Below are 23,510 nucleotides of genomic sequence, written 5' to 3' on the forward strand. Positions count from 1 at the left end.
GGCTTATTCCTCGAACTGTTCCAATTGAATGATTTCGTTGCGGTTAAGCACTTCCGGCAAGTTCAGCAGGATGAGCAGGCGGTTCTCCCCGATCTTGGCCACTCCGCTCAAATATTTCGCCTTCACTCCGCCGACCACTTCCGGAGGATTTTCGATCGCATCGCTCATCACGTCCAGCACATCGTTCGCCGAGTCGACGATAAAGCCGACTTCAAGCTCGCTTGCCGCAACGATAATAATGCGGGAATTCTCGGTGTAGTCCGACTCGTTCAAGCCGAAACGGCCGCGCAGATCGATGACCGGAATGACGACGCCTCTTAAATTGACGACGCCCTTCACGAACGCCGGCGTTTTCGGGACGCGAGTGATCGGCATCATCCGCTCGATCGTACGCACCTTGTCGACCTCGATTCCGTACTCCTCCTGCGCCAGCGTGAAGACGATCACTTTCAATTCTTCTGCCATGAATGATTCCTCCTTAGAGTCCGGACTGTTATTTAATAATGGAGTTAGGATCCACGATCAAGGCGACTTGCCCGTCCCCGAGTATCGTCGCTCCCGAAACGACGCCTTTGACGCCGGCCAAATATTTGCCTAGCGGCTTCAGCACGATCTCGCTCTGGCCGATGAACTCGTCGACGAGAATGGCCGCGAGCTTGTCCCCTTTGCGGACGACGAGCATTTCGGTTTCGCTCTCGTCGTCGTCGCGATAATCCGGCGAATCGATAAGCTGCGACAACGAAATGACGGGGATGATCGATTGGCGATAATCGATCATGCTGCTGCCGTGCAGGCTGCGTATGTCCGAACGCTTGATCGAGCCCGTCTCGACGATTGAAGACAGCGGGAACGCGTATTTCTCCGAGCCTTGCTTGATCAGCATCGCCGCGATAATCGAGAGCGTTAGCGGCAGTTGGATCGAGAACTTCGTCCCTTTGCCCAGCGAAGACGTCACGCTGACATTGCCGCCCAAGGAAGTTATCTTCGACTTGACGACGTCGAGCCCGACGCCGCGCCCGGAGATGTCCGATACTTTGTCCGCCGTACTGAAGCCGGCAGCGAATAACAGCATGTTCGTCTCATCGTCGCTGAGCGCCTTCGCCTCTTCCGGCGTAACGACGCCTCGCTTGATCGCTGTCTCGAGCACTTTAGGACGATTGATGCCTTTGCCGTCGTCCTCGATCTCGATAAATACATGATTGCCGCTGTGGAACGCCCTCAGCACGACAGTTCCCGTCTCCGGCTTGCCCTGCGCCAGACGGTCCGAGATCGATTCGACGCCATGGTCGACCGAGTTGCGAATCAAGTGCACGAGCGGATCGCCGATCTCATCAATGACGGTGCGATCGAGCTCCGTTTCGGCGCCGACGACGACCAGATCGACTTTCTTGTCCAACGATTTCGCCAAATCTCTAACCATGCGAGGAAAACGGTTAAAGACGCTCTCCACGGGCACCATGCGCAGCTTAAGCACGATGTTCTGCAGGTCGGCGCTGACGCGAGCCATATGCTCCACTGTCTCCGTCAAGTCGTTGCGGCGGATTTCGAAGGCAAGCTGCTCGAGGCGGACGCGGTCGATAAGCATTTCGCTGAACAGGTTCATCAGCGTGTCAAGCCGCTCGATATCGACCCGGATCGTACGGGGAGCTGCGCTGCCGGATGATGCCGCCGGAGCCGCCGGACGAGCCGCGCTCTTGTCCGGAGCGGGCGCGGCTTGCGGCGCCGCCGTCTGAGCGGGAGCCGCAGCAGCGGCCGCTTCCTGCGCGGCGTCGCTCTTCCCCGGAGCTCGCAAATTGTTCTCCATCTCCTGAAGGGAGGCTTTGTCCACCAGGTTCAACGTGACGGCTTCAATCTCCGATACTTTGGAAAGCTGCTCCTGCAGCGTCTGTTCTTGCGTCTGGGTGATGTAGTAGACGGAGAAGCTGCGGTCGAATTGCTCCTGCTCGATCTCTTGAACGGAAGGGTAGGACTTGACGACCTCGCCGTTTCTCTCGAGCACGTCGAACACCATATAAGCTCTGGCCGCTTTCAGCAAGCAATCCTCGCGCACCTTCACCTCGATGAAGTAGGCGCTATGCCCGCCCTCGATCGATTGCGCGAGAACGGACAGCTGATATTGATCGAGTACGAGCGAAGCGGGCAGCGCTGCAGCGGCTTGAGCCGACGCGGACGTCCCGGATGCCGGCGCAGCGGCTCCGATATCGCCTTTGACGATGCCTTTCAGCCGTTCGACCAGTTCGCCGACTTCCCCTTTGCCCGTTCCTCCGCCGACAATGTCCTGAACCATCGCTTCGAGCGCATCCAGACATTTGAACAACGTATCGAAAATATGACCGTTCATGCTGAGCTTCTCGTTGCGAACGAGATCAAGCACGTTCTCCATCTCGTGGGTCAGCGAGGCCAGATCCTCGAACCCCATTGTCGCGGACATCCCTTTTAACGTGTGCGCGGAACGGAAGATGACCTGCACGATGCCGATATCCTCCGGCTGCTGCTCCAACCGAAGCATATTTTCATTTAGCGCTTGCAAGTGATCGTTGGACTCGTCGATAAACATGGACATGTACTGATTCATTTCCATGGCCGGACACCTCCTTGTTGGCTGAGCTTTCAGCGCGCTAGGTTTTGCGCGATTTCAATTCCTGCACGAGCAGCGGAGCGATGCTCTGGAGTGGCACCTGATGCGTCGTAGCCCCGAGCTCGACCGCCGAACGGGGCATCCCGTACACGACGCAAGTCTGCTCGGCCTCGGCGATCGTCGTCTGCGCTCCGTCGTCGAGCAGCGCCTTCATCCCTTTCGCTCCGTCGCTGCCCATTCCGGTCATCAGCACGGCATAGCGTTTCAGCTGCCGATGACCGATCAAGGATTCGAACAGAACGTCGACCGAAGGCATATGCCCGCTGCGGGGGCCCTCGTTCGTCAGCTTGACCCGATATTTGCCGAAGGCGTCTTTCGTCAGCGACATATGCTTGCCGCCCGGAGCGATATACGCGGTTGCGGTTTCGATCTGCTCCCCGTCCGTCGCTTCCCTGACGTGGATGCTGCAAAACGAATCCAGACGCTGCGCAAGGGAATGCGTGAACTTGGGCGGCATATGCTGAACGACGAGAATCGGCGCGGGGAAATCCGCCGGAATTCCGGTTAGCACTTCATGCAGCGCCCGCGGTCCGCCCGTAGAAGTTCCGATCGCAACGATCTGCGTGAACGAAGTCGTCGGCTTCGGTTCGGCTGAAATCGGCGGCACGACAGCAGCAGAAGCGGCAGGCGGCGAAGCGGCAATCGCAACGCCGGGCTGCCGAACAGGCGGCTTGGCATCCTTCTTGGCCGATGCAGCCGGCGAACCGGCGTCCGGCGGCTTGACCGGTTTCCGCAAGCTGTCCGGACGATCCAGTGCTTGCGGAAGCTTGCGCGAGGCTGACGCGGACGGCCGTGCTGGCGGCTCGTTCCTGCGAACCTCCGTCTCCCGTCGCGGTAGTCTTGGGGCTTTATCGATTCCCGATAACGCGGAGGCCGGCTTTTCTTTGACAGGGTGTTCCATGGCAGCGGAAGCCGCTTTGCCGGCCGATTCCTTGTCTAGCGGAGGCTCAGCGGTCTCAGCGGCCATCCGCTCAGCCTCCTTCGCTTCCTCAACCGACTGTCTGACCGGCGAAACGAGCGGAGCAGACGACGCCAACGATGGCGAAGCCTTCTCCGCAGCCTTCTCCACGACCGCGGGCAGCAGTCGCAGCGGCCCTTTATCGATCGTCTCCGCGACGATGCGCAGCTTCTCCAGCAATTGCTCGCCAACCTGCCGAATGTCCAGCTTTACGGCTCCATCCGGCTTGCGGATGAAATCGATCGCGCCGAATTGGAGCGCCCTGATCGTATCTCTGGTGCCATTGTCCGTCACCGCGGACAGCATAATGACGGGAGTCGGTCTCGTCTCCATAATTTTCTGCAGCGCTTCGATCCCGTTCATGCGCGGCATTTCCAAATCCATCGTAATGATGTCGGGCATTAGCTCGATCGTCATCTTAACGGCTTCCTCGCCGTCGCATGCGGTTGCCAGCACTTGGAAAGCGGAATCCATGTCGACAACGTCGCTGAACACTTTGCGCATAAAAGGGGAATCATCCACGATGAGCACTTTTAACTCCGTCATAGGGCATCCTCCTCGTTATCTAGTTGTTTAATCGTTTTGCGCTCGCATGCCCGCCGACTCGCGTTCGATCAGCTCCACAGCTTTTTCATTCTCTGCATGAACCCCGACAACCCGCGCGTCGTCTTCTGTTCTTGCGATCGCTCCTCCATTAGAAATCGGGAAGCGATCCGATCGATGCCTTGCATCGCCTCGCTGTTCGGAAAAGCGACCGACAGCGGCGTCTGCCGCCTGACCGCCTTCGAAACGCTGACGTCGTCGGGAATGAAGCCGAGAACCGGAATATCGATGCCGATATATTTGCTGGCCACTTGACGTATGTTGTCTGCGGTCTGCGCGCCCTCTCGATCGTCCGCCACCCGATTGACGACGAGGCGAAACGGAACCTGATGCCCCATGGAGTGCACCATTTTGATCAGAGCGTAAGCATCCGTAATCGACGTCGGCTCCGGCGTCGTCACGACGATCGTCTCCTCCGCCGCGGTGATGAATTTGGTCGTCTCCTTGGATAGGCCAGCGCCCGTGTCGAACAAAATAAAATCGACATGGCCATGCAGCTTGCCGATCTGTTCGGCAAAATACTCCAGTTCCTGCTCTCTTAGCCGTACCAAATCTTGAAATCCCGAACCGCCGGCGATGAACTGCAGGCCGCTCGGGCCAATCTGAATAATCTCCCAGATCGACTTCTCGCCCTTAAGCAGGTGAATGAGGTTGTACTTGGCAGGCGTCCCCATCAGCACGTCGATGTTCGCAAAGCTGATATCCGCATCGAAGAGAAGCACGCTGTATCCTCGATTTTGCAGCGCCATTCCTAAGTTCAGGCTGAAATTCGATTTGCCTACCCCTCCCTTGCCGCTTGTAACCGTCACGACCTTGGTGGTCTTCGCCGACAGCAAATCCTTGGAATGGACCAAATGACGAAGCGCCTGAGCCTGATCAATCATCGACGGACTCTCCCAGCAGCTTGCGAACGATTTCTTCCGGATCGAACGCCTTGATATCGTCCGGCACCGTCTGCCCGCAAGTGTAATAGGAAATGCGGAAATCGAATTCCTTGACGAGATTGACGACGGCGCCGTACGATTCGGTCTCGTCGAACTTCGTGAGCAGAAGCTGACGGACTCCATACTTCGAAAATTGCGAGGCTACCGCCTTCATATCGGAATACTTGCTCGTCATGCTCAGAACGAGAGTCGACTCCGCCCCCTCCGCCAGCGAGAGAAGGCTGTTCACTTCCGAGACGAACAGCTCGTTGCGATAATTCCGGCCGGCGGTATCCATGAACAAGAGGTCTCGATCGGCCAGTTTATGATAGGCCCGCGTTAATTCCCCGGGCGAAAACACGACTTCGAGCGGCACGTTCAAAATGTCGGCATACGTCCTAAGCTGGTCCACCGCCGCAATTCGGTAAGTGTCCGCCGTAATGAATCCAATGCTTCGGCGCTGTCCGAACGACTGATCCGCAGCCAGTTTGGCGATTGTCGTCGTTTTGCCGACACCGGTCGGTCCGACGAAATGAACGATGCGAGTCTCCGGGGCGATGCCTTCTCCCTTGGCTTCGTTCAGCCAAGCGAGCAGCACGTCCCGCGCGGCTTCGTAAGCTTGACCGTCCTCCGCGCCCGACTTCAGCCTGGCCCCGACCGCCTCTGCAAACTGCTCGACGTACGCGGGCTCGACGCCTTGCGACGCCAGCCGCTTGCTCCAATTGAGCACGGACTCGGGAATGGAGCGGGTCGTCTGCTGCTTCGTCATGATCGTCATCATTTCACGAAGGGAACGAAGCTCTTGAAGCACCACGGACGTTTCGTCCCGGATCTCGCTGTCGCGAAACGAATCCGGCTTCGGCTCCGCGGCCGCAAGCGCGTCCGACTTCAGCCTGTCGGCGATTCCCGACCGCAGCCGATCAAGCGGGTCGATCGGATTGGGAGCGGCACTCGCCGCCAGCTCCTCCGCCGGCTTGTTCAACTCGATCTGGGTGAGCCGTTCGGCCTGAGGTTCTTTCACAGCGGCGGAAGGCCCGCCGGTGATCGGCTGCCGGCCGCTGTCCGAGAACGGCGGCTGCGTGTACCTCTCCCGAACGGCGTTCGAAGGGATCGGCCTCGCCGCAGATTCGCTTATCGCGGCGGCGATCGCCCTCGCTTCCGGCTTCGGCATGTTCTCAAGCACTCTCGTCAGCGCAGGAGCTCTTGCCGGAGCTTTGCTGACCGTCTCGTCGACGGCCGCGATGACTTCCATTCGTTTTTGACGGAACATGCCAAGAAATCCGCCTACGCGGATTTCTTTCGTATTCAAAATAACGGCGTCGGAGCCGAGCTCGGCACGAATCATCTGCACCGCTTCCGGCACGTCGTCTACTATGTATCGTTTGACCTTCATGCGCTCACCACCCCAACGCTTTGCACTTCGATGCTAGGCTCCAATTCGCTGTACGAGATGACGGGAATATCCTGCAGGCTTCTTTCTAGCAGCTGCCGCAAATACATGCGGATCGTCGGAGAAGTCAGGATAATCGGCTGCTGCCCCGCCTGTACAAGGCGGTTCACCTGCTCCGTCAGCCGCTGGTAAATCGCTTGGGAAGAAGCCGGATCAAGGGCGAGATAGCTTCCCTGGTCGGACTGCTGCACCGCCTCCGCAATCTTCTTCTCTACCGACGGGCTCACCGTTATAACCTTAAGCGGCTCCATCGGCGACGCATACTGCTGTGTAATCTGCCGCGACAAGCTCTGTCTCGCATATTCCGTCAAGACGTCCGGATCTTTCGTGTACTTGCCGTAATCGGCAAGCGTCTCGAAAATCGTCACAAGGTCGCGGATCGAGATTTTTTCCTTCAACAGCTTGGACAGCACCTTCTGAACGTCCCCGACGCCGAGAATCGACGGAATAAGCTCTTCGACCAGCGCAGGATACGTTTCCTTGACGCTGTCGACCAGAGCTTTCGTCTCTTGGCGGCCGATCAGCTCGTGCGCGTATTTCTTGATCACTTCGGTCAAATGCGTGGCAACGACAGATGGCGGATCGACGACCGTATATCCGGCCATTTCCGCTCGTTCCTTCGTTGTCTCGTCGATCCAGAGCGCCGGCAACCCGAACGCAGGTTCCTGGGTCTCAATACCTGTTACGGAATCGTCATCGAACCCTGGACTCATTGCCAAATAGTGATGAATAAGTAATTCGCCGCGCGCTACCGTATTTCCTTTCATTTTTATGACATATTCGTTCGGTTTTAGTTGAATATTGTCGCGAATACGGATGACGGGAACGATAAGTCCCATTTCGAGAGCGCATTGACGTCGAATCATGATGATTCTGTCGAGCAAATCCCCGCCCTGCTGCGTATCCGCCAGCGGAATCAGACCATAGCCGAACTCGAACTCGATGGGATCGACCTGAAGCAAGCTGATGACGCTCTCCGGGCTGCGAACCTCTTCGATCTGCTTTTCCTCGACGAGCATTTCCGCCTCTTGCTGCTCCCGATGCAAATTCTTCTGCAGCCGATATCCGGCGATAGCCAAAATCGCCGCATAGGGGAGCGTGCTGAGGAGCGGAATCGGCGTGGCAAGTCCGAGCAGCGCCACCGTCCCGGCAACAATGTACAGCAACCGCGGGTAACGCAGAAACTGCTTGCTCATATCGTCGGCCATGTTGCCGTCGGAGGCGGCTCTCGTAACGATGATGCCCGCCGCCGTACTGATAAGCAGCGCCGGGATCTGGCTGACGAGACCGTCGCCGATCGACAGCACGGAGTATGTCTCCAGCGCGGTCATCACGTCCATGCCGTGAATCGCCATGCCCACGACAAAGCCCGCGATCAGGTTGATCAGCACGATGATGATCGATGCGATCGCGTCCCCTTTAACGAATTTGCTCGCCCCGTCCATTGCTCCGTAGAAATCCGCTTCCTTCTCGATTTTCTCACGGCGCTCGCGCGCCTGCTGTTCGTTGATCATCCCCGCGTTCAAGTCCGCGTCGATGCTCATCTGCTTACCCGGCATCGCGTCGAGCGTAAATCTCGCTCCGACTTCGGCGACACGCTCGGAACCTTTTGTAATTACGATGAATTGCACGATGACCAGAATGAGAAACACCACAAAACCGACGGCAAGCTGTCCCCCGGCTACGAAGCGTCCGAACGTCTCGACGACGTGGCCTGCGTCCGCTTTGGACAAAATCAGCCTCGTCGTGGAGACGTTCAGCGCGAGTCGAAACACGGTTGTAATGAGCAGCATCGTCGGGAATATGGAAAAATGAAGCGCATCCTGGGTGTTCATCGCAATCAGCAAAATCATGATCGCCACAGATATATTGATGATGAGCAAGACGTCCAATAGCCCTTTGGGAATCGGAACGACCATCATCAGAACGATGCCGATGACGCCGATTAATATGCTGAGGTCCCTGATTTTCATGACGCCACCCCCACTCCTATTAAAGAGGTTCAATTTTGATCGCGAAGCGTTCCAAGAAGCGGATTCGACAGCCAACATGAATTCAGCCGATTGTTCCGATACTCTTGTTTCTTCTATCTTCTACCTTCGGCCTTTGAGCCGATATACGTATGCCAGCACTTCCGCGACCGCCTGGAACAGATCGGCGGGAACGCTTTGTCCCACTTCCGTTCTCTCGTACAATGCGCGGGCGAGCGGCTTGTTTTCCATCGTTATGACTTCGTTCTGCTTGGCGATCTCCCGAATTCTCAATGCCAGATAGTCCTGACCTTTGGCCACCACCGTCGGGGCGTCCATCTTCTCCGAGTCGTATTCCAGCGCGACTGCGAAGTGGGTCGGGTTCGTAATGATGACGTCCGCGCTCGGCACTTCCTGCATCATCCGCATGAGCGCCATTCTGCGCTGGCGTTCCTTGATCTTCCCTTTGATCAGCGGATCGCCTTCCACGTTCTTGTACTCGTCCTTAATATCCTGCTTGCTCATTCGCAAGTTTTTCTCATACTCGTAACGCTGGTACATAAAATCCCCGATTGCCAGTATGAACAGCAGCACGGCGATAAACAGGCCCAAACGAACCGTCAAGCTGGTGACAAAGGCGAAAATGTCCTGCACGGGCAGATGCGCCAAATCCAGCAGCCTCTTCTTCTCCGACCATAGCACCATAAATACGATAAGTCCGACGCAGACAAGCTTGAGTCCGCTTTTCAGAAATTCGACCACCGTGCGCATCCCGAACAGGTTTTTGGCGCCGTTGATCGGATTCAGCTTGTTGAATTTCGGTTTGAGCGGCTCGGTTGTGAACAGCCATCCGATTTGCACGTAGTTGGCCGCGAACGCGATGACGACAACAATGACGAATACCGGCGCCAGCAGCACAAGCATTTCGATCGCGTAATGATTAAACAAGGAAAGCACGTTGCTGTCGGTAACCTGCATGTTCAACCGATACAGAAACGCGTCCCCGATCAAGGAAAGCAGCTGCCGCTCCAGAAACGGGCCGAGCATAACCAGAAAGCTGATGCAGGCGAGCAGGATCAGCGTGCTTGGAACTTCCGCGCTTTTGGCAACCTGCCCTTTCTTTCGGCTCTCTTGGCGTTTCTTCGGCGTTGCCTTCTCCGTCTTCTCGCCGGAGAACAGCTGCAAATCCATCCTTAGGCGCTTGCGGAGCATGTCAACACCTCCCGAATGGCACCCGCGGCGGTCAAGATGAGGTTTTCACAATGGTGAACAACTGTTCGATCGCTTGAAACATCCGATCGAAAATGATTTGAAACAAAGGACCGAACCCAGGGATCAGCAAAATAAGCAGCGCAAGTCCGATCAGCAGCTTTAGCGGCAAACCGATCACGAATACGTTATATTGCGGAGCCGCCCGGGCAAGCAGAGCCAAACCGAAGTCGGTCAAGAACATCGCCACGACGATCGGAGCGGAAATCTGCAATGCAAGCAAAAACGTGCTGGCAAACGTATGCGTCAGAAACTCCGTAACGCTGCCGCCGTAATAAATTTGAAATAGATTGTTGTCCAACGGCAACCACTTGTAGCTGTCCATTATGGCGGCAAGCAAGTAATGATGGCCGTTAATAGATAGAAATACGAGAATGAGCACCATAAACTTGAAATTTCCCATGATCGGTGCCGACACTCCGGTAACCGGGTCAACGATGTTGGCCATCGCCAAACCCATCTGCATATCCATCAAACCCCCGGCGGTTTGCACGATCGTAAAAAATAGATACGCTACAAATCCGATCAGCAGGCCGGCGAAAACTTCGCGAATAATCGCCAGTATATACGTCGCATCCGCCGTTACTTTCGTATCGAAGCCGACGTTCAAAAATACGATCACCGAAACGAAAAAACCAAGTCCGATCTTGATGACAGTCGGGAAACTGCGTGACGAAAACACAGGCGCGACTACAAAAAACGCTGTAATTCGACAAAGAACGAGCAGAAAAGCAGGGAAGACCTGCATGATCATATTCATATCAAGTCACCCAATGTATTTCTCTAAATTTCCTAGCAGGTGGGCCGTAAAATCGACCATGATGTTCAAAATCCACGGACCGAAAATCAATAAAGCGAGGAAAACGGCGATAATCTTGGGAACGAAGGCGAGCGTCTGCTCCTGAATCTGGGTCGTCGCCTGAAAAATGCTGACGCTGAGGCCGACGACAAGCGCGATAATCAGCATCGGCGCGCTTACCTTCAGTACGGTAAACAGCGCCTGGCCTGCAAGGCCGATAATAAACTCGGATGTCATTGGCTTCCTCCCCCTTTTGCGCTCGGCCGGTTCAAGGGCTAAAGCTGGTCAGCAGCGACTTCACGACCAAATACCAGCCATCGACGAGCACGAAGAGCAAAATTTTGAAGGGCAGCGAGATCATCACCGGCGGAAGCATCATCATCCCCATCGCCATCAGCGTACTGGCGACGACCATGTCGATCACAAGAAACGGAATGAAAATCATAAAGCCCATCTGGAATGCCGTTTTCAGCTCGCTTATCGCATAAGCCGGAACGAGAACCGTAATCGGTATGTCTTGAAAAGTAGCCGGCTTTTCGGTTTTCGTATACTTCATGAACAGGAGCAGATCCTTCTCCCGCGTATGCTTGTACATGAATTCCTTCATCGGCACCGAAGCTTTCTCCAGCGCGTCCGTCTGGCTGATCTCTCCGGCCAAATACGGTTTAAGCGCCGTTTCGTTCACCTGCGAGAAAGTCGGAGCCATCACGAACAGCGTCATGAACAACGCCAAACCGATCAGCACCTGGTTCGGCGGCATTTGCTGCGTGCCCAGCGATGTGCGAACGAAGCCGAGCACGATGACGATTCTCGTGAAGCTTGTCATTAGCACAAGTATTGCCGGAGCCAAGCTCAGCACGGTAATGAGCAGCAGCAGGGACAACGAGGACGTGCCCATGGGCTCCGAGCCGTCGCCCAGCGTCACCCCGATAATGGGTTCGGCAGAGACGGAGGCTTGCAGCCCCAACAGCAACGCCTGCAACATCAGGAAACTATATGTAATCTTTTTTCTCATCGCTCATCTGTCCGATCTTCGGAACGGTCATCCAGCAGTTCTTCCGCCCGCTGTCTTCTCTCGGAGAGTTGACGGAGCCGGGTTTCCAACGATTTCTCGAAGCTGGAGTCGGAGCCGCCGGATTTGGAGCCCGTCTCCTCGTTCCGCAAATTGTTGCGTTCGGTCCACTTGCGAAGCCATTCCGGCAGAGCCGGTCCCGTATCGGCCAATCCGGCTTCATGTTCCGCCAGCAAGGCGTCCACGATGTCCGAATCGGTGATCGCTTCCAGCAGCGTAATGTTCTCGCCGACGCCGAGCACGTATATCCGCCCGTTCCATTCCACGATCTGCATTGACTTGTTCGTGCCTAGAGGAAATCCTCCAAGCGAGCGCAGCGAGCGGTTCATCCCCCACCCTCTGCCTCGCTTTGCCAAAAACCGCAAAACAAACACGATCAAGCCGATGATCAGTCCGAGAACAGCAAGCACCTTGAACAAGTCCCATACCGAACCCCACGACGACACATCCGGCAATTCATCGGCAAGCCCGTAGGTTCGCATAAGCTTCAACGCTCCCGACTTCGCTTAACCGAGCGTTTTTTTGATCGCTTCAATAACGCGGTCCGCTTGGAACGGCTTAACGATGAAGTCTTTAGCGCCCGCTTGAATTGCATCGATAACCATCGCTTGCTGACCCATGGCCGAGCACATGATCACTTTTGCGTTGGAGTCCAGCTTGCGAATCTCTTTAAGCGCCGCAATACCGTCCATTTCAGGCATCGTAATATCCATCGTGATCAAGTCCGGCGTCAGTTCCTTGAACTTTTCTACCGCTTGCGCGCCGTCCTGCGCCTCTCCTACTACCTCGTACCCGTTCTTCGTTAAAATATCTCTGATCATCATGCGCATAAATGCTGCGTCGTCAACGATGAGAATGCGGTTTGCCATTTCTGTTTCCTCCCGATTAGCTTATTGGATTTTTTGGACGCGGTCCCATTGACTGACGATATCGGTAACGCGTACTCCGAAATTTTCGTCAATGACAACGACCTCGCCTTTGGCGATCAATTTGTTGTTAACCAAGATGTCGACGGGTTCGCCGGCCAGCTTGTCCAGCTCGATAATCGAGCCCTGGGACAGCTCCAAAATATCCTTAATCTGCTTCTTCGTACGCCCGAGCTCCACCGTAACCTTTAAGGGAATGTCGAGCAGCAGATTAAGATTCGTTTCGTCCGCCTGCGCGTATCCGCCGCCTTGGAAGTTGGCGAACTGAACCGGATTGACGTTGACGTTTCGATTCATGCCGCCTCCGCCCAGAGACTGCGGGTGGCTCGGCATCGGCGCTCCATAACCGGGCGGCACGGCAGCCATCGGCGGAGCTTGATGCATCGGCGGCGGCGTAGGAGCCTGCGGCGGCGGTGTCGGCGCAGGCGCCGAGTGCGCGGCCGGTTGGGCCGGTGCCGCCGGAGGCGCTACCGCAGGCTGCGGAGCCGGCTCCGATACAGTGCCCATCAAAGAGCTTACCAGCTCTTTGGCGAATGGCACCGTGAGCAGCTGCATGATCGAGGAATCGATCAGATCGCCAATTTTCAAACGGAAGGAAATTTTGGCGAACACTTCCTCTTGCGGCAAATTGCTGACGCCGGAGTTGTTCTTCACATCCATAATATCGATGCCCGGAGGAGAAATATTGACCATCCGGTTAAAGATCGTCGACATCGAAGTCGCCGACGAGCCCATCATCTGGTTCATCGCTTCCTGGACGGCGCTAATGTGAATTTCGTTTAATTCCTCGGTCGTTACATTGCCTTCGCCGCCCAACATCAAGTCAGCGATCACCTGCGCGTCGTGAGACTTGATTACGAGCGAATTGATCCCTTCGAAGCCGTCGACATAGCTGACGTGAACCGCCACGTGCGGCTTCGGAAATTCGGCCTCGAACCGATCTCTGGCAATGGCGGAGACGGTAGGCGTCGTAATGTCTACCTTCTTGCCGAGCAGCGTCGACAACGCCGTAGCCGCGCTTCCGAACGTGATGTTTCCGATCTCGCCAAGAGCATCCTGCTCGAGCGGAGTCAAGTATTCATCAATCGACGGCGCAACGTCGGCCGAAGCCGGAGCAGCCGGAGCATCGCTCCCTCCGCCGGAGGATTGGTTAAGCAGCGCGTCGATTTCCTCTTGGGATAAGTAATCTTTACTCGTCATTGATTTCATCTACTCCTTCGCTGACGATTTCATCAATTTGAATCGCCATTTTATCTCGCAGCGTGCCAGGGCTCGCGATAAACTTTACATTATCCCCGACCTTGACTTCAAGACCTTCCGTCGTTTGGCGGTTCAGCGTAATGACGTCTCCAGCCGCCAAATTGAGAAACTCCTGGATGGAAATATGCGAGGAGCCCAGCTCGGCGACAATCGGCAGCTTCGCTTTTTGTACCCGCTGTTCCAGAATGTGCTGCTCTTCGGGAGCGCGCGTCTTCTTCTGCGAGACAAACCAGTGATGAACGGACAACCTCGACATAATCGGTTCGATAACGACATGAGGAATACAGAGGTTGATCATCCCCGTCGTCTCTCCGATTTTCGTGCTGAGCGAAATCAGAGCGATCGTCTCGTTCGGAGATACGATCTGCATAAACTGCGGGTTCGTCTCCAGCGCTTCCATACGCGGCTGCGTGTCGATAATCGTCTTCCAGGCTTCTTGAAGACTATCGAGCGCGCGGCTGAATATTTTCTCCATAATGATCGTTTCGATTTCCGTCAGACTGCCGATCTTGCTCGGGGCGCTTCCGCCTCCGCCCAGCAACCTGTCCAGCATCGCGAAAGCGACGTTGGGATGTACTTCCAGAACCATGCGGCCTTCAAGTGGCTCCGCCTCGAAAATGTTCAAAATCGTCATCTTGGGGATGGAGCGGATAAACTCGTCGTAAGGCAGCTGCTCGACTTGAACGACGCTGATCTGGACGAACGTTCGAAGCTGGGCGGAAAAATAAGTCGTTAAATATCTTGCGAAATTTTCGTGAATCCGGGTCAAGCTGCGAATATGATCCTTGGAAAAGCGGGTCGCGCGTTTGAAGTCGTAAGCGCGAACCTTTTTCTGCGTATCTTCCTTTTTGAGCTCTTCCGCATCCATTTCGCCAGAGGACAGCGCCGCGAGCAACGCGTCTATCTCATTCTGCGACAGTACATCTACCAAATCTCTCACCCCTTTCTCGAGCCTCCGCGGAACGATCGCTCGAACCGCCGGCCTGACTGATGTTCCGGACTTCTTCTATATTAGATAGGAGTCATGACAAATCCTTTAATTCCGACTTTAAGCAGCTTGCCTTCCGTAATCACGGAGTTGATCGAGTTGATCAGTCCTGCGGCCAGCTGATCTTTGCCTTTCGTTCCGCTCATCTCCTCCGGGGTCATAACCCACAGAGCGCGATTGATGATCGGCTTGATTTCATTCTCCTTGATCTTGTCGAACTCTTCCTTAGCCTTCTCGCTGTCGAATTGGAAAGACAAGCTGATTCTTACTATGTAGTCCGTATCTGCCAGGTTGGTGCTAATATCAATTAATTCGGATGTGACCTTGACCATTTCATCCGCAGATATTGGCTCTAATTGCACGCTCTCCGTAGCTTCCTTGACCGCCTGATCGGGATCCTTGTTTTTGTCCCCGAACAGATTGTTCCAGAAGATAAACGCAACAACGACAATCAACGTAATCGCCAATAATAGCGAAACGAGCCATGGCAACAATTTTCTCATGACGTAGCTCCCTCCGATTGCGGGTCTGCAGGATTCGTAATCGCCGCCAACACGCCGATACTGCGCAAGTAATGCCGGATCGCCCGGATTACATCCGAAGAATTTTCGATAACAATAAATTTTCTTCCTGTCGTAAGCGTAATGATCGTGTCCGGCGTTTCCTCCACCGTCTCGATCAACAAAGCGTTCAGGTGAAACTTCGTGCCGTTCAATCGCGTGACTTGAATCATCGCTGGGCCTCCCCCAGACCGCCGGGAGAAGAGCCTTGGCTCCTCCCCGGCAGGAAATCAATTACCGTTTCAGGTTAACAACCTCTTGGAGAATTTCGTCCGAAGTCGTAATGATTCTCGAGTTCGATTGGAACCCGCGCTGCGCGACGATCATTTCCGTAAACTCGTTCGTCAAGTCGACGTTGGACATTTCAAGCTGGCCGGAGATGATGGCTCCGGAGCCGGTCTCGGGATTTGAAGCTTGTCCTAATTCATCCAGCTCTCCGTCAGGATTCGCGTTCGGCGTCATGCGGTACAGGTTTCCGCCGACCTTCTCCAGACCGCCCGGATTAGCTACAACCGTAACGGCGATAAAAACTCCGGTCGGCGCAGCCAAACCGTCCGCTCCGATGGAGATGATCTCACCTGTTTGGGAGATCGAGAACGCCGTCACTTCTTCATCGAGTTGGATGATACCCCCGCCGGAATCCAATACGAACATGCCGTCGGCGTTGACGAGCTGGCGGTTCGCATCCAGATCAAAGTTGCCGGCGCGAGTCAAGTATACCTGCTCTCCGTCTCCTCCCGGACTGACCGCGAAAAATCCGTCGCCGTCAATGCGCAAGTCCGTCGATTTGCCCGTCGTCATTGCGCTGCCCGGTGTGTGCAGCGTGTCGATCGCGGCCACCGTGACGCCGAGACCGATTTGCTTGGCGTTCACTCCACCCTGCTCGCCTTCGGCCGAAGCGGTAACGCCCGACATCGACTGACTTAGAATGTCCTTGAACATAACTCGGCCCGCCTTGAAGCCAACGGTGTTCACGTTGGCAATGTTGTTGCCGATGACGTCAAGCTTCGTTTGAAACCCTCTCATTCCGGATACGCCGGAATACATTGAACGCAACATGTAGTGCCTACCTCCATTAAGGTGGATTAAGCCGCTTCAATCGGTCCGCGGCTGCGGGCTTCCTTTGCAGGACCGGCCCTGTTGTTCGTTAGCTGACGACAACGGCGCTGTCGATTTGCGTGAAAATATGCTCCTTCATCGAATGGCCGTCCATTGCGGTTACGACGGTTCGATTCGGCACGCTGACGATCATCGCGATGTCTTGGAACAGCACCAGCGAATCTTTGGCGCCTTTGGCGGCAGCCTGATCGACGGCGCTCGCGATTCGTTCGAGCTGGTCCGGCTGCAATTGAATGCCCCTCTGCTGCAAGCGCTGCTCGGCATGATGGCTGAATTTCAACTGCTGCTGGCTAAGCAGCTCCTGAAAAGACACTCCGTCAGAATTTGTCTGCCTGTTCCGATCCGACGGCCGATGGCCTTGAATCGGGCCCGTACGTCCCGTCGTCAGATGACCGACGAGCATCGGGTTATTCATCTTCCGTCACCTCCGGCTGCTGGCTTTCGCCGGCTCCGGCTCCGTCGTCCTCTGCGGCAGGCTCGGAGATTGAGATCACTTTGTCGATCGGAACGGCCAGATCGCCAACTTGCGCATACTGTACGCCGCCTGTCCAAATGATCGAATCGACCTTGCCCCGCTGCACGATGCTTTCTCCGCCAGCTTCGACGTTGTCCGCATACCATTCGATCTGCTTGCCGATGAGTCCGGTTGCCATTCCCGCCGATTGCTTCAGCGCTGTAATTTCCTTGGTCATGTTCATCATTTGCTCCAAGGAAGAGAACTGCGCCATCTGGGCGATGAATTCCTTATCCTGCATCGGCTGCATCGGGTCCTGGTAACGAAGCTGCGTGACCAGAATTTGCAGAAACTCGTCTTTGCCGAGCTGCTTGACCGGTTCTCTAGCGGCGGCCTGTACGTTCTGGGCCGAATAATACGGCCAAATGTTCTTAGTGCCGCCGACGCTGTCAGCCACAACACTCACCTCCTCTTGCTCCAACGCTATGCCGTTACGTTAATCGAGCTTCCGTAGCCGATCTCCTTCAACGAAGAATTGCGTTCCAATTCGGCTTCGAATACGGCATCTTCGCCGCCTTCGCCGCCGCTCCGTCCGTCGGAGCTTCCGTCTCTGCCGGATTTCGAATTGCGGTGCTCCTGATTGTGGAACGTTGCGCCGCTGGAAGCCGAGGACGGCTGAACGACCTCAAGCCGTTCTACCTGCAATCCCTGTCCGCTTAGCGAAGCTCTGAGCTGCGCCATCTGGTTTTCCAGCATTTCTCTTGCCGCCGGACTGTCCGCGATAAACTGTGCGGTCAGCACTCCGTTGTTCATGACGATGCGAATGTCCACTTGCCCGAGATGCTCTGGAGTCAGCTTCAGCTTCGCCTCGGATATTCCGTTTCCTTGCGTCAGTTGGAATTGCTTGACCAAGTATTTGCCAATCTGGTCGGCGAATTGCTGAACCGGAACCGGATTCGGAACCGGAGCTGTCGCTTTGGCAGAGGCGCTGTCCACGTTGGTCAACCGGTCGTTCTGCAGCAGCGTCCATATCGGTTTGGATTCCTGCGAGCCCGTCTGTTCGGCGGCGTCGCTTGCCGGTGCTGCTGTCTGCTCACCCGTTTCGGAAGCATCCGCAGCTGCGGACATCTGGAAACGCCACACCGGATCGCGAAGCGCCTGAGCAGGTCGACGCGTTTCTTGGGTCGTGGACGTCTGTGCGAGAGCTTCCTTAACGCCGGCTGTCTCTCCCGCTGAAGCGTTATTTGCTTTGCCGGAAGCTTTGGCGTTTTCAGCTTCTCCCGTCTTCGTTTCGCGGATGGCCGCGGAAGCCGAAGTAATCGCCGTCAATGTATCGAGAGCCGCTTGGATCCGCCCGCCGATTGCAGGAGCTTGCTCCTCGCCCTCCTTCGCGGATGCGATCGCTTCGGTCAACTGCTTCACGACATCGCGCAGCGATTGGACGATCGGCTTGGACAATTGCGTATCCAACGCAACGTCCACGGTCTGTCCGGCGTCGGACGTTTGCGCAAACGCTGCATTCGCCGTCGGCTGGGCTGTGCGAAGCTGATCCAGCAAGCTTTGCAACGCAGCTAACATCGCCGCAAGCTGCTCCTGCGCATCAGGCGTAAGCTCAGCGCCCGTCTGATCGAGCTGTTCCAGTTGCTCCGCGAGATTCGATAGCATCGCCAGCAGATCCTGCGTTTCGCTTTCGCCGCCCGACGCTCCGACCGTTCCGATGAGCCCGGCCAATCCAACGGGAAGGGACAGACTGCCGCCTTCGCTTGTCGTCGCCGAAGCGTTGCCGCCGTCGATCGCCTGCACGAGGGCGCCTGCGAATCCGTTGCCGCCTTCGGAGGAACCTTGAGCCGCTCCCGTAGCCGAAGCCAACGCTTTGCCCGCTGCGGAAGGCGCGGATGAAATCATCATGTTCATCTTGTTCTCACCTCCTTTCGCAAATCGATCGTTACGGGTTTGCCGGCATCAGCTTGCTGACCAAGCTAGCCGCGGCTTTCTTGTCCAGCGTGGACAGTTCGTTAAGCACTTTGGCCCGCGCTTCATTATCAAGCGCATCCAGAATACGCAAAGCTTTGCTCTGGCTTGTCTTCGACATCTGCAGCAGCAACTCCGCCGCTTTCTTCGAATCCATGCTGGAGAAGGTGCGATTCAATTCCGCCGTATCCAGTGCGGCGGTCGTGTCCACCGGACGGCTTTCCAGCTCCTTGATTCGCGACTGCAGCGCAGCGATCTCCCGATCGTCCACCGTTTCGGAATCCTTCAGCTTCACCGTTACGTCGGCCGCCCGCTTCGGAGTCATTCGCTGCATCACGCGACCGCGCTCGGCTTCCGTCATCGCCCCCAGTACGAGAGCCGACTCCTCCAGCGTCATGCTTTCCAGAATCGGAGCCGCTTTGCTCGGAGTCATTTTCCCATACATGTTGGCAAGTCCTTTAATGCGCGACTGATAGGCTTCGCCCGTAATCGTGCGTTCCTCTCCCGCCTTGGACAGCTCGTCCAGCTTAAGCTGCAGCTCGTCCAGCTTTTTCTTCTGTTCTTCGCCAAGCGCCGTCGCTTGCTTCAGCGCCGTTTCCCGATCTGCAAGAAGCGCGTTCAGTTCGTCTAACTTCGCTTTGGCGTTGTTCACTGATAATGTTTCGTCCGTCTGCGTTTCCGGAGTCTGCGGGCTGTCCGGATTCGGCAAAATCGACCGGATCACCGGTATTTTATTGCCGATCTCCAGCGCCGCATTGCGCCAGTCCGCATTGAACATCAGCAGCAATACGCCCAGCAGCACTGCCGTAAACAAAATCGGGGTAATAAAAAAGAGAAATCGCTCGAACCCGCTGTAACTGCTTTTTTCCACATCCGCGCTCGCCACGAATTTCCCTCCCTTCTCCTGCAATCCGGCCGCGGATCTCCATTACCTTCGCGAGGAGGAGGAGGCAGCTCTTACGATCGCGATTTCATCGAGTTCGTTTTGTTCCTTGGCCAAGCGGTCGCGCCTAAAGCGCTCCAATGCGCGGTCGCGCGCGTTCAGCCATACTTTTTCGTCCACCATTTTGTCCGTTAACTGACCTTGACGCTTGCGCACCTGGTCTTCGGCGACGCGAACCCCTTCGTTCTGTCGGCGGATTCTCGCATCGACAACCTGCATATATCGCTCGGTTGCCATCAGCTCGGTCAGAGGCGTCGGCCTTTTGGCGGCACCCAACAGCTCATCCTCCAGACCGCGGCGTTCTTCATGGAGCTCTCTCAACCGCTCCTCCTCGGATCTAAGCTTGCCGAGCGAAGCGGCGTATTCCCATTCGGCCATCGATTTCTCGCTGCCCTTCAAATCTACGATTTTCTGCAAAGGATATCGGAATGACATCGTCGCTTATCCTCATCTCTTGTAAAAATCGATTATAAGCCGCTCCTGCGCTTCCTGCAGCGTCACTTTTTCGTTCGTTCTCTGCTGCGTGTAGTTGCGGATCAGATCGTAGTACTGGATTGCTTTGTCGATCTCGGCGTTGGAGCCGCGCTGATAAGCGCCGATGTTGATCAAATCCTCGGAATCCCGGTAGACGGCCAGCAGTTTCTTAAGCTGTTCGGCGGCGCCTTGCTGATCTTCGCTGACGATGTCCTTCATGACACGGCTGACGCTCGACAGCACGTCAATAGCCGGAAAATGTCCCTTGTTTGCCAAATTCCGGTGCAGAACGATATGCCCGTCCAGAATGCCGCGCACGGCGTCCGCGATCGGCTCGTTCATGTCGTCGCCATCTACGAGCACGGTATAGAAAGCCGTTATCGAACCCGTCGGCCCCGTCCCCGCACGCTCCAGCAGCTTGGGCAGCGCTGCGAACACGGAAGGCGTATAGCCTCGCGTCGCCGGCGGCTCGCCGATGGCCAGCCCCACTTCCCTCAGCGCCATCGCGTAACGAGTGACCGAATCCATCATCAGCATGACGTTCATGCCGCGGTCGCGGAAATATTCGGCGATCGTCGTCGCGATCAGCGCGCCTTTCATTCGAATGAGTGCGGGCTGGTCGGACGTTGCGACGATAACGACGGAGCGGGCCAGCCCTTCCGGGCCGAGATCCTTCTCGACGAATTCCAGTACCTCGCGTCCCCGTTCTCCGATCAAGGCAATGACGTTAACGTCTGCGGAGGTATTTCTAGCGATCATGCCAAGCAGCGTACTCTTTCCGACGCCCGAGCCTGCAAAAATGCCGATCCGCTGTCCCTGACCGACCGTCAGCAATCCGTCGATCGCCCGAACTCCGACGCCAAGAGGCGTCGTCACTCGCGGACGGCTGAGCGGATTGCCGGGTGCGTTATGCGTGGAATAGTGCGGCATGCGCACGGACAGCCTTGTTCCGTCAAGCGGCCGACCGAGGCCGTCCAGCACTTTGCCGAGCAGCTCGGATCCAACCTGCACTGTAAGCGGACTGCCCGTAGCAACAACGTCGCAGCCGGGACCGATGGCATGCAGTTCTCCGAGCGGCATCAACAGAACGCGATTATCGCGGAAACCGACGACTTCGGCAAGCACGGGCTTGCCGCCTTTCATCGGATAGATCGAGCAAACGTCGCCGATGCTCGCATCCGGCCCTTCGGACTCGACCGTCAACCCGATAATTTGAATGACTTTGCCGTTGACCCGCACCGGATCGAAATCGCGAAGCGTATCCGTATAACGACCGATATCAAGGAGCGCCATACGGTTCGCTCCCCTCGCTGCGGTGGGCCGCCACTCTTAGCAACTGCTCGCGGATCGCTTCAAGCTGCGTATCGACTCTTGCATCAATGCTGCCGAAAGGCGATCTGACGATACATCCACCTTCTTTAATCGAAGCATCCGGGACGACCCGCAGCTCTGCCTGCGCGTCCAGCGCAAGAGCAAGCTCGTCCTTTGCCGCCTGTACGTAAGCAAACTGCGACGGCGATACGCATAGCACGATAACGCCTTGTTCCTTTCTTCTGGACAACGCCTTCTCGAACAACGCTTTCGACATCTCCGGTGCCTGATCCAACTGGGATTGCACGATCTTCTCCGCAATTGTGCAGCTTAGCTCGACGAGAAAGACTTCGCCTTCGGTTATGATCGATTCCTTCGCCGCATAGGCCTGGATCACGATCGCCTCGGCCTCCCGTAGCCTCTCCTCGTACTGAAGCTTAAGCTGCTCTTCCGCCTCCAGCGCGCCGGCGCGATAGCCTTCTTCGTGCCCCTGCCTGCTCGCCTCTTCGCGAATTCGGTCGTCTTCCTCGCGGCGCGATTGCCACCACGATTCCGCGTCCCGCTCTACAGCCGCCCTAAGCTCCGCCGCATCGGCTTTGGCCTGCTGCATAATCTGCTCGGCCGTCTGCTCCGCATCGGCAATAATGCGTTCCTTTAATGTTTGAATTTCGACATCAAGCGTCTGATTTCCTTCGCCATCCATGCCGGAACCTGAAATATTTTGCGAAACGGGCGCGGTTCTCTGAATCAATTCCAATCGCTTTAGATCGTCCAGCGACACGACATGCGAAGATTTGATGAGATTAGACAATGATATCGTCTCCTCCGCCGCGAGCGATAATGATTTCTCCGGCCTCTTCCAATCTGCGAATCGTCGCTACGATGCGGGTTTGCGCCTCCTCTACGTCGCGCAGCCGCACCGGCCCCATGTATTCCATCTCTTCCTTGAACGTCTCCGCCATCCGTTTCGACATATTCCGGAAAATCGATTCCCGCACTTCGTCGCTGGCCACCTTGAGCGCAAGCTGCAAATCGGCGTTTTCGATGTCGCGAATGATGCGCTGGATCGAACGATTGTCGAGATTGACGATATCCTCGAATACGAACATCCGCTTCTTGATCTCTTCCGCCAGCTCCGGATCCTGAATTTCCAGGGAATCCAAAATCGTACGCTCCGTACCTCGGTCTACGCCGTTCAAAATTTGCACGATCGCCTCGATGCCGCCGGCATTCGTGTAATCCTGAGTAACCGTCGAGCTGAGCTTCTGCTCCAACACCCGTTCGACTTGCGCAATGACTTCCGGAGAAGTGCTGTCCATGAGCGCGATCCTTCGCGCCACCTCCGCTTGCTTCTCCTGCGGCAAGGACGAGAGGACTGCCGACGATTGATCCGGCTGCAGGTAGGAAAGCACGAGCGCGATCGTCTGCGAATTCTCGTTCTGAATGAAGTTTAAGATTTGCGAAGGCTCGGCCTTGCGTGCGAAATCGAAAGGCCGAACCTGCAGCGTTGCGGTCAACCTGTTCAGGATATCCATTGCTTTCTGCGAACCGAGCGCCTTCTCCAATATTTCTTTGGCGTAGGTAATGCCGCCCTGCGTAATATACTCTTGCGCGACGCAAATCTGGTGAAACTCGCCGAGAATAAGTTCTTTTTCGCTCGCGTCCACCTTGCGCACGTTGGCGATTTCCAGCGTCAACTGTTCAATCTCGTCATCGCGCAAGTGCTTGAACACTTGCGCGGATACTTCCGGTCCAAGGGTGATGAGCAGAATGGCCGCCTTCTGCCTCCCGGACAATTGAATCCCCTTCGCCACTGCCGCCA

Annotated in this window: 25 protein-coding genes; all 25 read right to left on the reverse strand. The window is 56.0% G+C overall.

What is annotated here, in order from left to right; genetic code table 11:
- Nucleotides 1-3: 3 nt before the first annotated feature.
- The 25 genes from J4772_RS16505 to fliG all read right to left on the reverse strand — a co-directional run bounded on the left by J4772_RS16505 (nt 4) and on the right by fliG (nt 23,502).
- A complete protein-coding gene (locus J4772_RS16505) occupies nt 4-465 on the reverse strand; it encodes a chemotaxis protein CheW (protein WP_116059537.1) in 462 nt (153 codons plus the stop codon).
- 28 nt (nt 466-493) lie between these two features.
- A complete protein-coding gene (locus J4772_RS16510) occupies nt 494-2,581 on the reverse strand; it encodes a chemotaxis protein CheA (RefSeq protein WP_209076210.1) in 2,088 nt (695 codons plus the stop codon).
- 37 nt (nt 2,582-2,618) lie between these two features.
- Nucleotides 2,619-4,142 carry a protein-glutamate methylesterase/protein-glutamine glutaminase gene (locus J4772_RS16515; protein ID WP_209076212.1) on the reverse strand — a complete coding sequence of 508 codons (1,524 nt, stop codon included), beginning with the start codon at nt 4,140-4,142 and terminating at the stop codon, nt 2,619-2,621.
- Nucleotides 4,143-4,210: 68 nt separating this feature from the next.
- A complete protein-coding gene (locus tag J4772_RS16520; RefSeq protein WP_209076214.1) occupies nt 4,211-5,083 on the reverse strand; it encodes a MinD/ParA family protein in 873 nt (290 codons plus the stop codon).
- Nucleotides 5,076-6,515: a flagellar biosynthesis GTPase FlhF gene (gene flhF, locus J4772_RS16525; protein ID WP_209076215.1), complete on the reverse strand. Its 1,440-nt coding sequence runs from the start codon at nt 6,513-6,515 to the stop codon at nt 5,076-5,078. Before flhF ends, J4772_RS16520 begins: the two co-directional genes overlap by 8 nt.
- The gene (gene flhA, locus J4772_RS16530) at nt 6,512-8,545 is read right to left on the reverse strand and encodes a flagellar biosynthesis protein FlhA (protein WP_209076217.1); all 2,034 of its coding nucleotides are present in this window, start codon (nt 8,543-8,545) and stop codon (nt 6,512-6,514) included. The genes flhF and flhA overlap by 4 nt, the downstream gene beginning before the upstream one ends.
- A 120-nt stretch (nt 8,546-8,665) precedes the next feature.
- Nucleotides 8,666-9,754 carry a flagellar biosynthesis protein FlhB gene (gene flhB / locus J4772_RS16535; protein ID WP_209076219.1) on the reverse strand — a complete coding sequence of 363 codons (1,089 nt, stop codon included), beginning with the start codon at nt 9,752-9,754 and terminating at the stop codon, nt 8,666-8,668.
- Nucleotides 9,755-9,785: 31 nt separating this feature from the next.
- Nucleotides 9,786-10,571: a flagellar biosynthetic protein FliR gene (gene fliR / locus J4772_RS16540; protein ID WP_116059530.1), complete on the reverse strand. Its 786-nt coding sequence runs from the start codon at nt 10,569-10,571 to the stop codon at nt 9,786-9,788.
- Between the two features lie 6 nt (nt 10,572-10,577).
- Nucleotides 10,578-10,847 (reverse strand): flagellar biosynthesis protein FliQ, encoded by a 270-nt coding sequence (gene fliQ / locus J4772_RS16545; protein ID WP_116059529.1) that lies wholly within the window; start codon nt 10,845-10,847, stop codon nt 10,578-10,580.
- Between the two features lie 31 nt (nt 10,848-10,878).
- Nucleotides 10,879-11,625 carry a flagellar type III secretion system pore protein FliP gene (gene fliP, locus J4772_RS16550; protein ID WP_116059528.1) on the reverse strand — a complete coding sequence of 249 codons (747 nt, stop codon included), beginning with the start codon at nt 11,623-11,625 and terminating at the stop codon, nt 10,879-10,881.
- Nucleotides 11,622-12,164: a flagellar biosynthetic protein FliO gene (locus J4772_RS16555; protein WP_116059527.1), complete on the reverse strand. Its 543-nt coding sequence runs from the start codon at nt 12,162-12,164 to the stop codon at nt 11,622-11,624. The genes fliP and J4772_RS16555 overlap by 4 nt, the downstream gene beginning before the upstream one ends.
- 24 nt (nt 12,165-12,188) lie before the next feature.
- Nucleotides 12,189-12,551 (reverse strand): response regulator, encoded by a 363-nt coding sequence (locus tag J4772_RS16560; protein WP_116059526.1) that lies wholly within the window; start codon nt 12,549-12,551, stop codon nt 12,189-12,191.
- A gap of 21 nt (nt 12,552-12,572) precedes the next feature.
- Nucleotides 12,573-13,808: a flagellar motor switch phosphatase FliY gene (gene fliY, locus J4772_RS16565; protein ID WP_209076221.1), complete on the reverse strand. Its 1,236-nt coding sequence runs from the start codon at nt 13,806-13,808 to the stop codon at nt 12,573-12,575.
- Entirely contained in the window at nt 13,798-14,799 is a 1,002-nt protein-coding gene (gene fliM, locus J4772_RS16570) for a flagellar motor switch protein FliM (protein WP_116059721.1), read from the reverse strand. Before fliM ends, fliY begins: the two co-directional genes overlap by 11 nt.
- Nucleotides 14,800-14,879: 80 nt before the next feature.
- Complete coding sequence (locus J4772_RS16575; protein ID WP_116059524.1) at nt 14,880-15,359, reverse strand: flagellar basal body-associated FliL family protein; 480 nt, start codon at nt 15,357-15,359, stop codon at nt 14,880-14,882.
- Complete coding sequence (locus J4772_RS16580) at nt 15,356-15,589, reverse strand: flagellar FlbD family protein (RefSeq protein ID WP_116059523.1); 234 nt, start codon at nt 15,587-15,589, stop codon at nt 15,356-15,358. The genes J4772_RS16575 and J4772_RS16580 overlap by 4 nt, the downstream gene beginning before the upstream one ends.
- 61 nt (nt 15,590-15,650) lie before the next feature.
- Nucleotides 15,651-16,475, reverse strand: coding sequence for a flagellar basal body rod protein FlgG (gene flgG, locus J4772_RS16585; protein ID WP_209076223.1), 825 nt, complete (start codon nt 16,473-16,475; stop codon nt 15,651-15,653).
- An 88-nt stretch (nt 16,476-16,563) separates the two neighbouring features.
- A complete protein-coding gene (locus J4772_RS16590; RefSeq protein WP_116059521.1) occupies nt 16,564-16,950 on the reverse strand; it encodes a TIGR02530 family flagellar biosynthesis protein in 387 nt (128 codons plus the stop codon).
- Nucleotides 16,943-17,446 carry a flagellar hook capping FlgD N-terminal domain-containing protein gene (locus J4772_RS16595; protein ID WP_116059520.1) on the reverse strand — a complete coding sequence of 168 codons (504 nt, stop codon included), beginning with the start codon at nt 17,444-17,446 and terminating at the stop codon, nt 16,943-16,945. Before J4772_RS16595 ends, J4772_RS16590 begins: the two co-directional genes overlap by 8 nt.
- Before the next feature lie 26 nt (nt 17,447-17,472).
- Nucleotides 17,473-18,903, reverse strand: coding sequence for a flagellar hook-length control protein FliK (locus J4772_RS16600; protein ID WP_209076224.1), 1,431 nt, complete (start codon nt 18,901-18,903; stop codon nt 17,473-17,475).
- Between the two features lie 31 nt (nt 18,904-18,934).
- Nucleotides 18,935-19,846, reverse strand: coding sequence for a MotE family protein (locus J4772_RS16605; protein ID WP_209076226.1), 912 nt, complete (start codon nt 19,844-19,846; stop codon nt 18,935-18,937).
- 42 nt (nt 19,847-19,888) lie between these two features.
- The gene (gene fliJ / locus J4772_RS16610) at nt 19,889-20,338 is read right to left on the reverse strand and encodes a flagellar export protein FliJ (protein WP_209076228.1); all 450 of its coding nucleotides are present in this window, start codon (nt 20,336-20,338) and stop codon (nt 19,889-19,891) included.
- A 12-nt stretch (nt 20,339-20,350) separates the two neighbouring features.
- On the reverse strand, nt 20,351-21,670 hold the full coding sequence (gene fliI, locus J4772_RS16615; RefSeq protein WP_116059516.1) for a flagellar protein export ATPase FliI: 1,320 nt from the start codon (nt 21,668-21,670) through the stop codon (nt 20,351-20,353).
- On the reverse strand, nt 21,657-22,499 hold the full coding sequence (gene fliH, locus J4772_RS16620) for a flagellar assembly protein FliH (RefSeq protein WP_209076230.1): 843 nt from the start codon (nt 22,497-22,499) through the stop codon (nt 21,657-21,659). The genes fliI and fliH overlap by 14 nt, the downstream gene beginning before the upstream one ends.
- Nucleotides 22,492-23,502: a flagellar motor switch protein FliG gene (fliG, locus tag J4772_RS16625; protein WP_116059720.1), complete on the reverse strand. Its 1,011-nt coding sequence runs from the start codon at nt 23,500-23,502 to the stop codon at nt 22,492-22,494. Before fliG ends, fliH begins: the two co-directional genes overlap by 8 nt.
- Nucleotides 23,503-23,510 lie beyond the last annotated feature (8 nt).

It is taken from the genome of Cohnella sp. LGH, from assembly GCF_017671885.1.
GTDB lineage: Bacteria > Bacillota > Bacilli > Paenibacillales > Paenibacillaceae > Cohnella > Cohnella phaseoli.

Bases quoted from the DNA above. Each gene is read 5' to 3' on its own strand.
- J4772_RS16505 (WP_116059537.1), bottom strand. From the start codon at position 465: ATGGCAGAAGAATTGAAAGTGATCGTCTTCACGCTGGCGCAGGAGGAG.
- J4772_RS16510 (WP_209076210.1), bottom strand. From the start codon at position 2,581: ATGGAAATGAATCAGTACATGTCCATGTTTATCGACGAGTCCAACGAT.
- J4772_RS16515 (WP_209076212.1), bottom strand. From the start codon at position 4,142: ATGACGGAGTTAAAAGTGCTCATCGTGGATGATTCCCCTTTTATGCGC.
- J4772_RS16520 (WP_209076214.1), bottom strand. From the start codon at position 5,083: ATGATTGATCAGGCTCAGGCGCTTCGTCATTTGGTCCATTCCAAGGAT.
- flhF (WP_209076215.1), bottom strand. From the start codon at position 6,515: ATGAAGGTCAAACGATACATAGTAGACGACGTGCCGGAAGCGGTGCAG.
- flhA (WP_209076217.1), bottom strand. From the start codon at position 8,545: ATGAAAATCAGGGACCTCAGCATATTAATCGGCGTCATCGGCATCGTT.
- flhB (WP_209076219.1), bottom strand. From the start codon at position 9,754: ATGCTCCGCAAGCGCCTAAGGATGGATTTGCAGCTGTTCTCCGGCGAG.
- fliR (WP_116059530.1), bottom strand. From the start codon at position 10,571: ATGAATATGATCATGCAGGTCTTCCCTGCTTTTCTGCTCGTTCTTTGT.
- fliQ (WP_116059529.1), bottom strand. From the start codon at position 10,847: ATGACATCCGAGTTTATTATCGGCCTTGCAGGCCAGGCGCTGTTTACC.
- fliP (WP_116059528.1), bottom strand. From the start codon at position 11,625: ATGAGAAAAAAGATTACATATAGTTTCCTGATGTTGCAGGCGTTGCTG.
- J4772_RS16555 (WP_116059527.1), bottom strand. From the start codon at position 12,164: ATGCGAACCTACGGGCTTGCCGATGAATTGCCGGATGTGTCGTCGTGG.
- J4772_RS16560 (WP_116059526.1), bottom strand. From the start codon at position 12,551: ATGGCAAACCGCATTCTCATCGTTGACGACGCAGCATTTATGCGCATG.
- fliY (WP_209076221.1), bottom strand. From the start codon at position 13,808: ATGACGAGTAAAGATTACTTATCCCAAGAGGAAATCGACGCGCTGCTT.
- J4772_RS16575 (WP_116059524.1), bottom strand. From the start codon at position 15,359: ATGAGAAAATTGTTGCCATGGCTCGTTTCGCTATTATTGGCGATTACG.
- J4772_RS16580 (WP_116059523.1), bottom strand. From the start codon at position 15,589: ATGATTCAAGTCACGCGATTGAACGGCACGAAGTTTCACCTGAACGCT.
- flgG (WP_209076223.1), bottom strand. From the start codon at position 16,475: ATGTTGCGTTCAATGTATTCCGGCGTATCCGGAATGAGAGGGTTTCAA.
- J4772_RS16590 (WP_116059521.1), bottom strand. From the start codon at position 16,950: ATGAATAACCCGATGCTCGTCGGTCATCTGACGACGGGACGTACGGGC.
- J4772_RS16600 (WP_209076224.1), bottom strand. From the start codon at position 18,903: ATGAACATGATGATTTCATCCGCGCCTTCCGCAGCGGGCAAAGCGTTG.
- fliJ (WP_209076228.1), bottom strand. From the start codon at position 20,338: ATGTCATTCCGATATCCTTTGCAGAAAATCGTAGATTTGAAGGGCAGC.
- fliI (WP_116059516.1), bottom strand. From the start codon at position 21,670: ATGGCGCTCCTTGATATCGGTCGTTATACGGATACGCTTCGCGATTTC.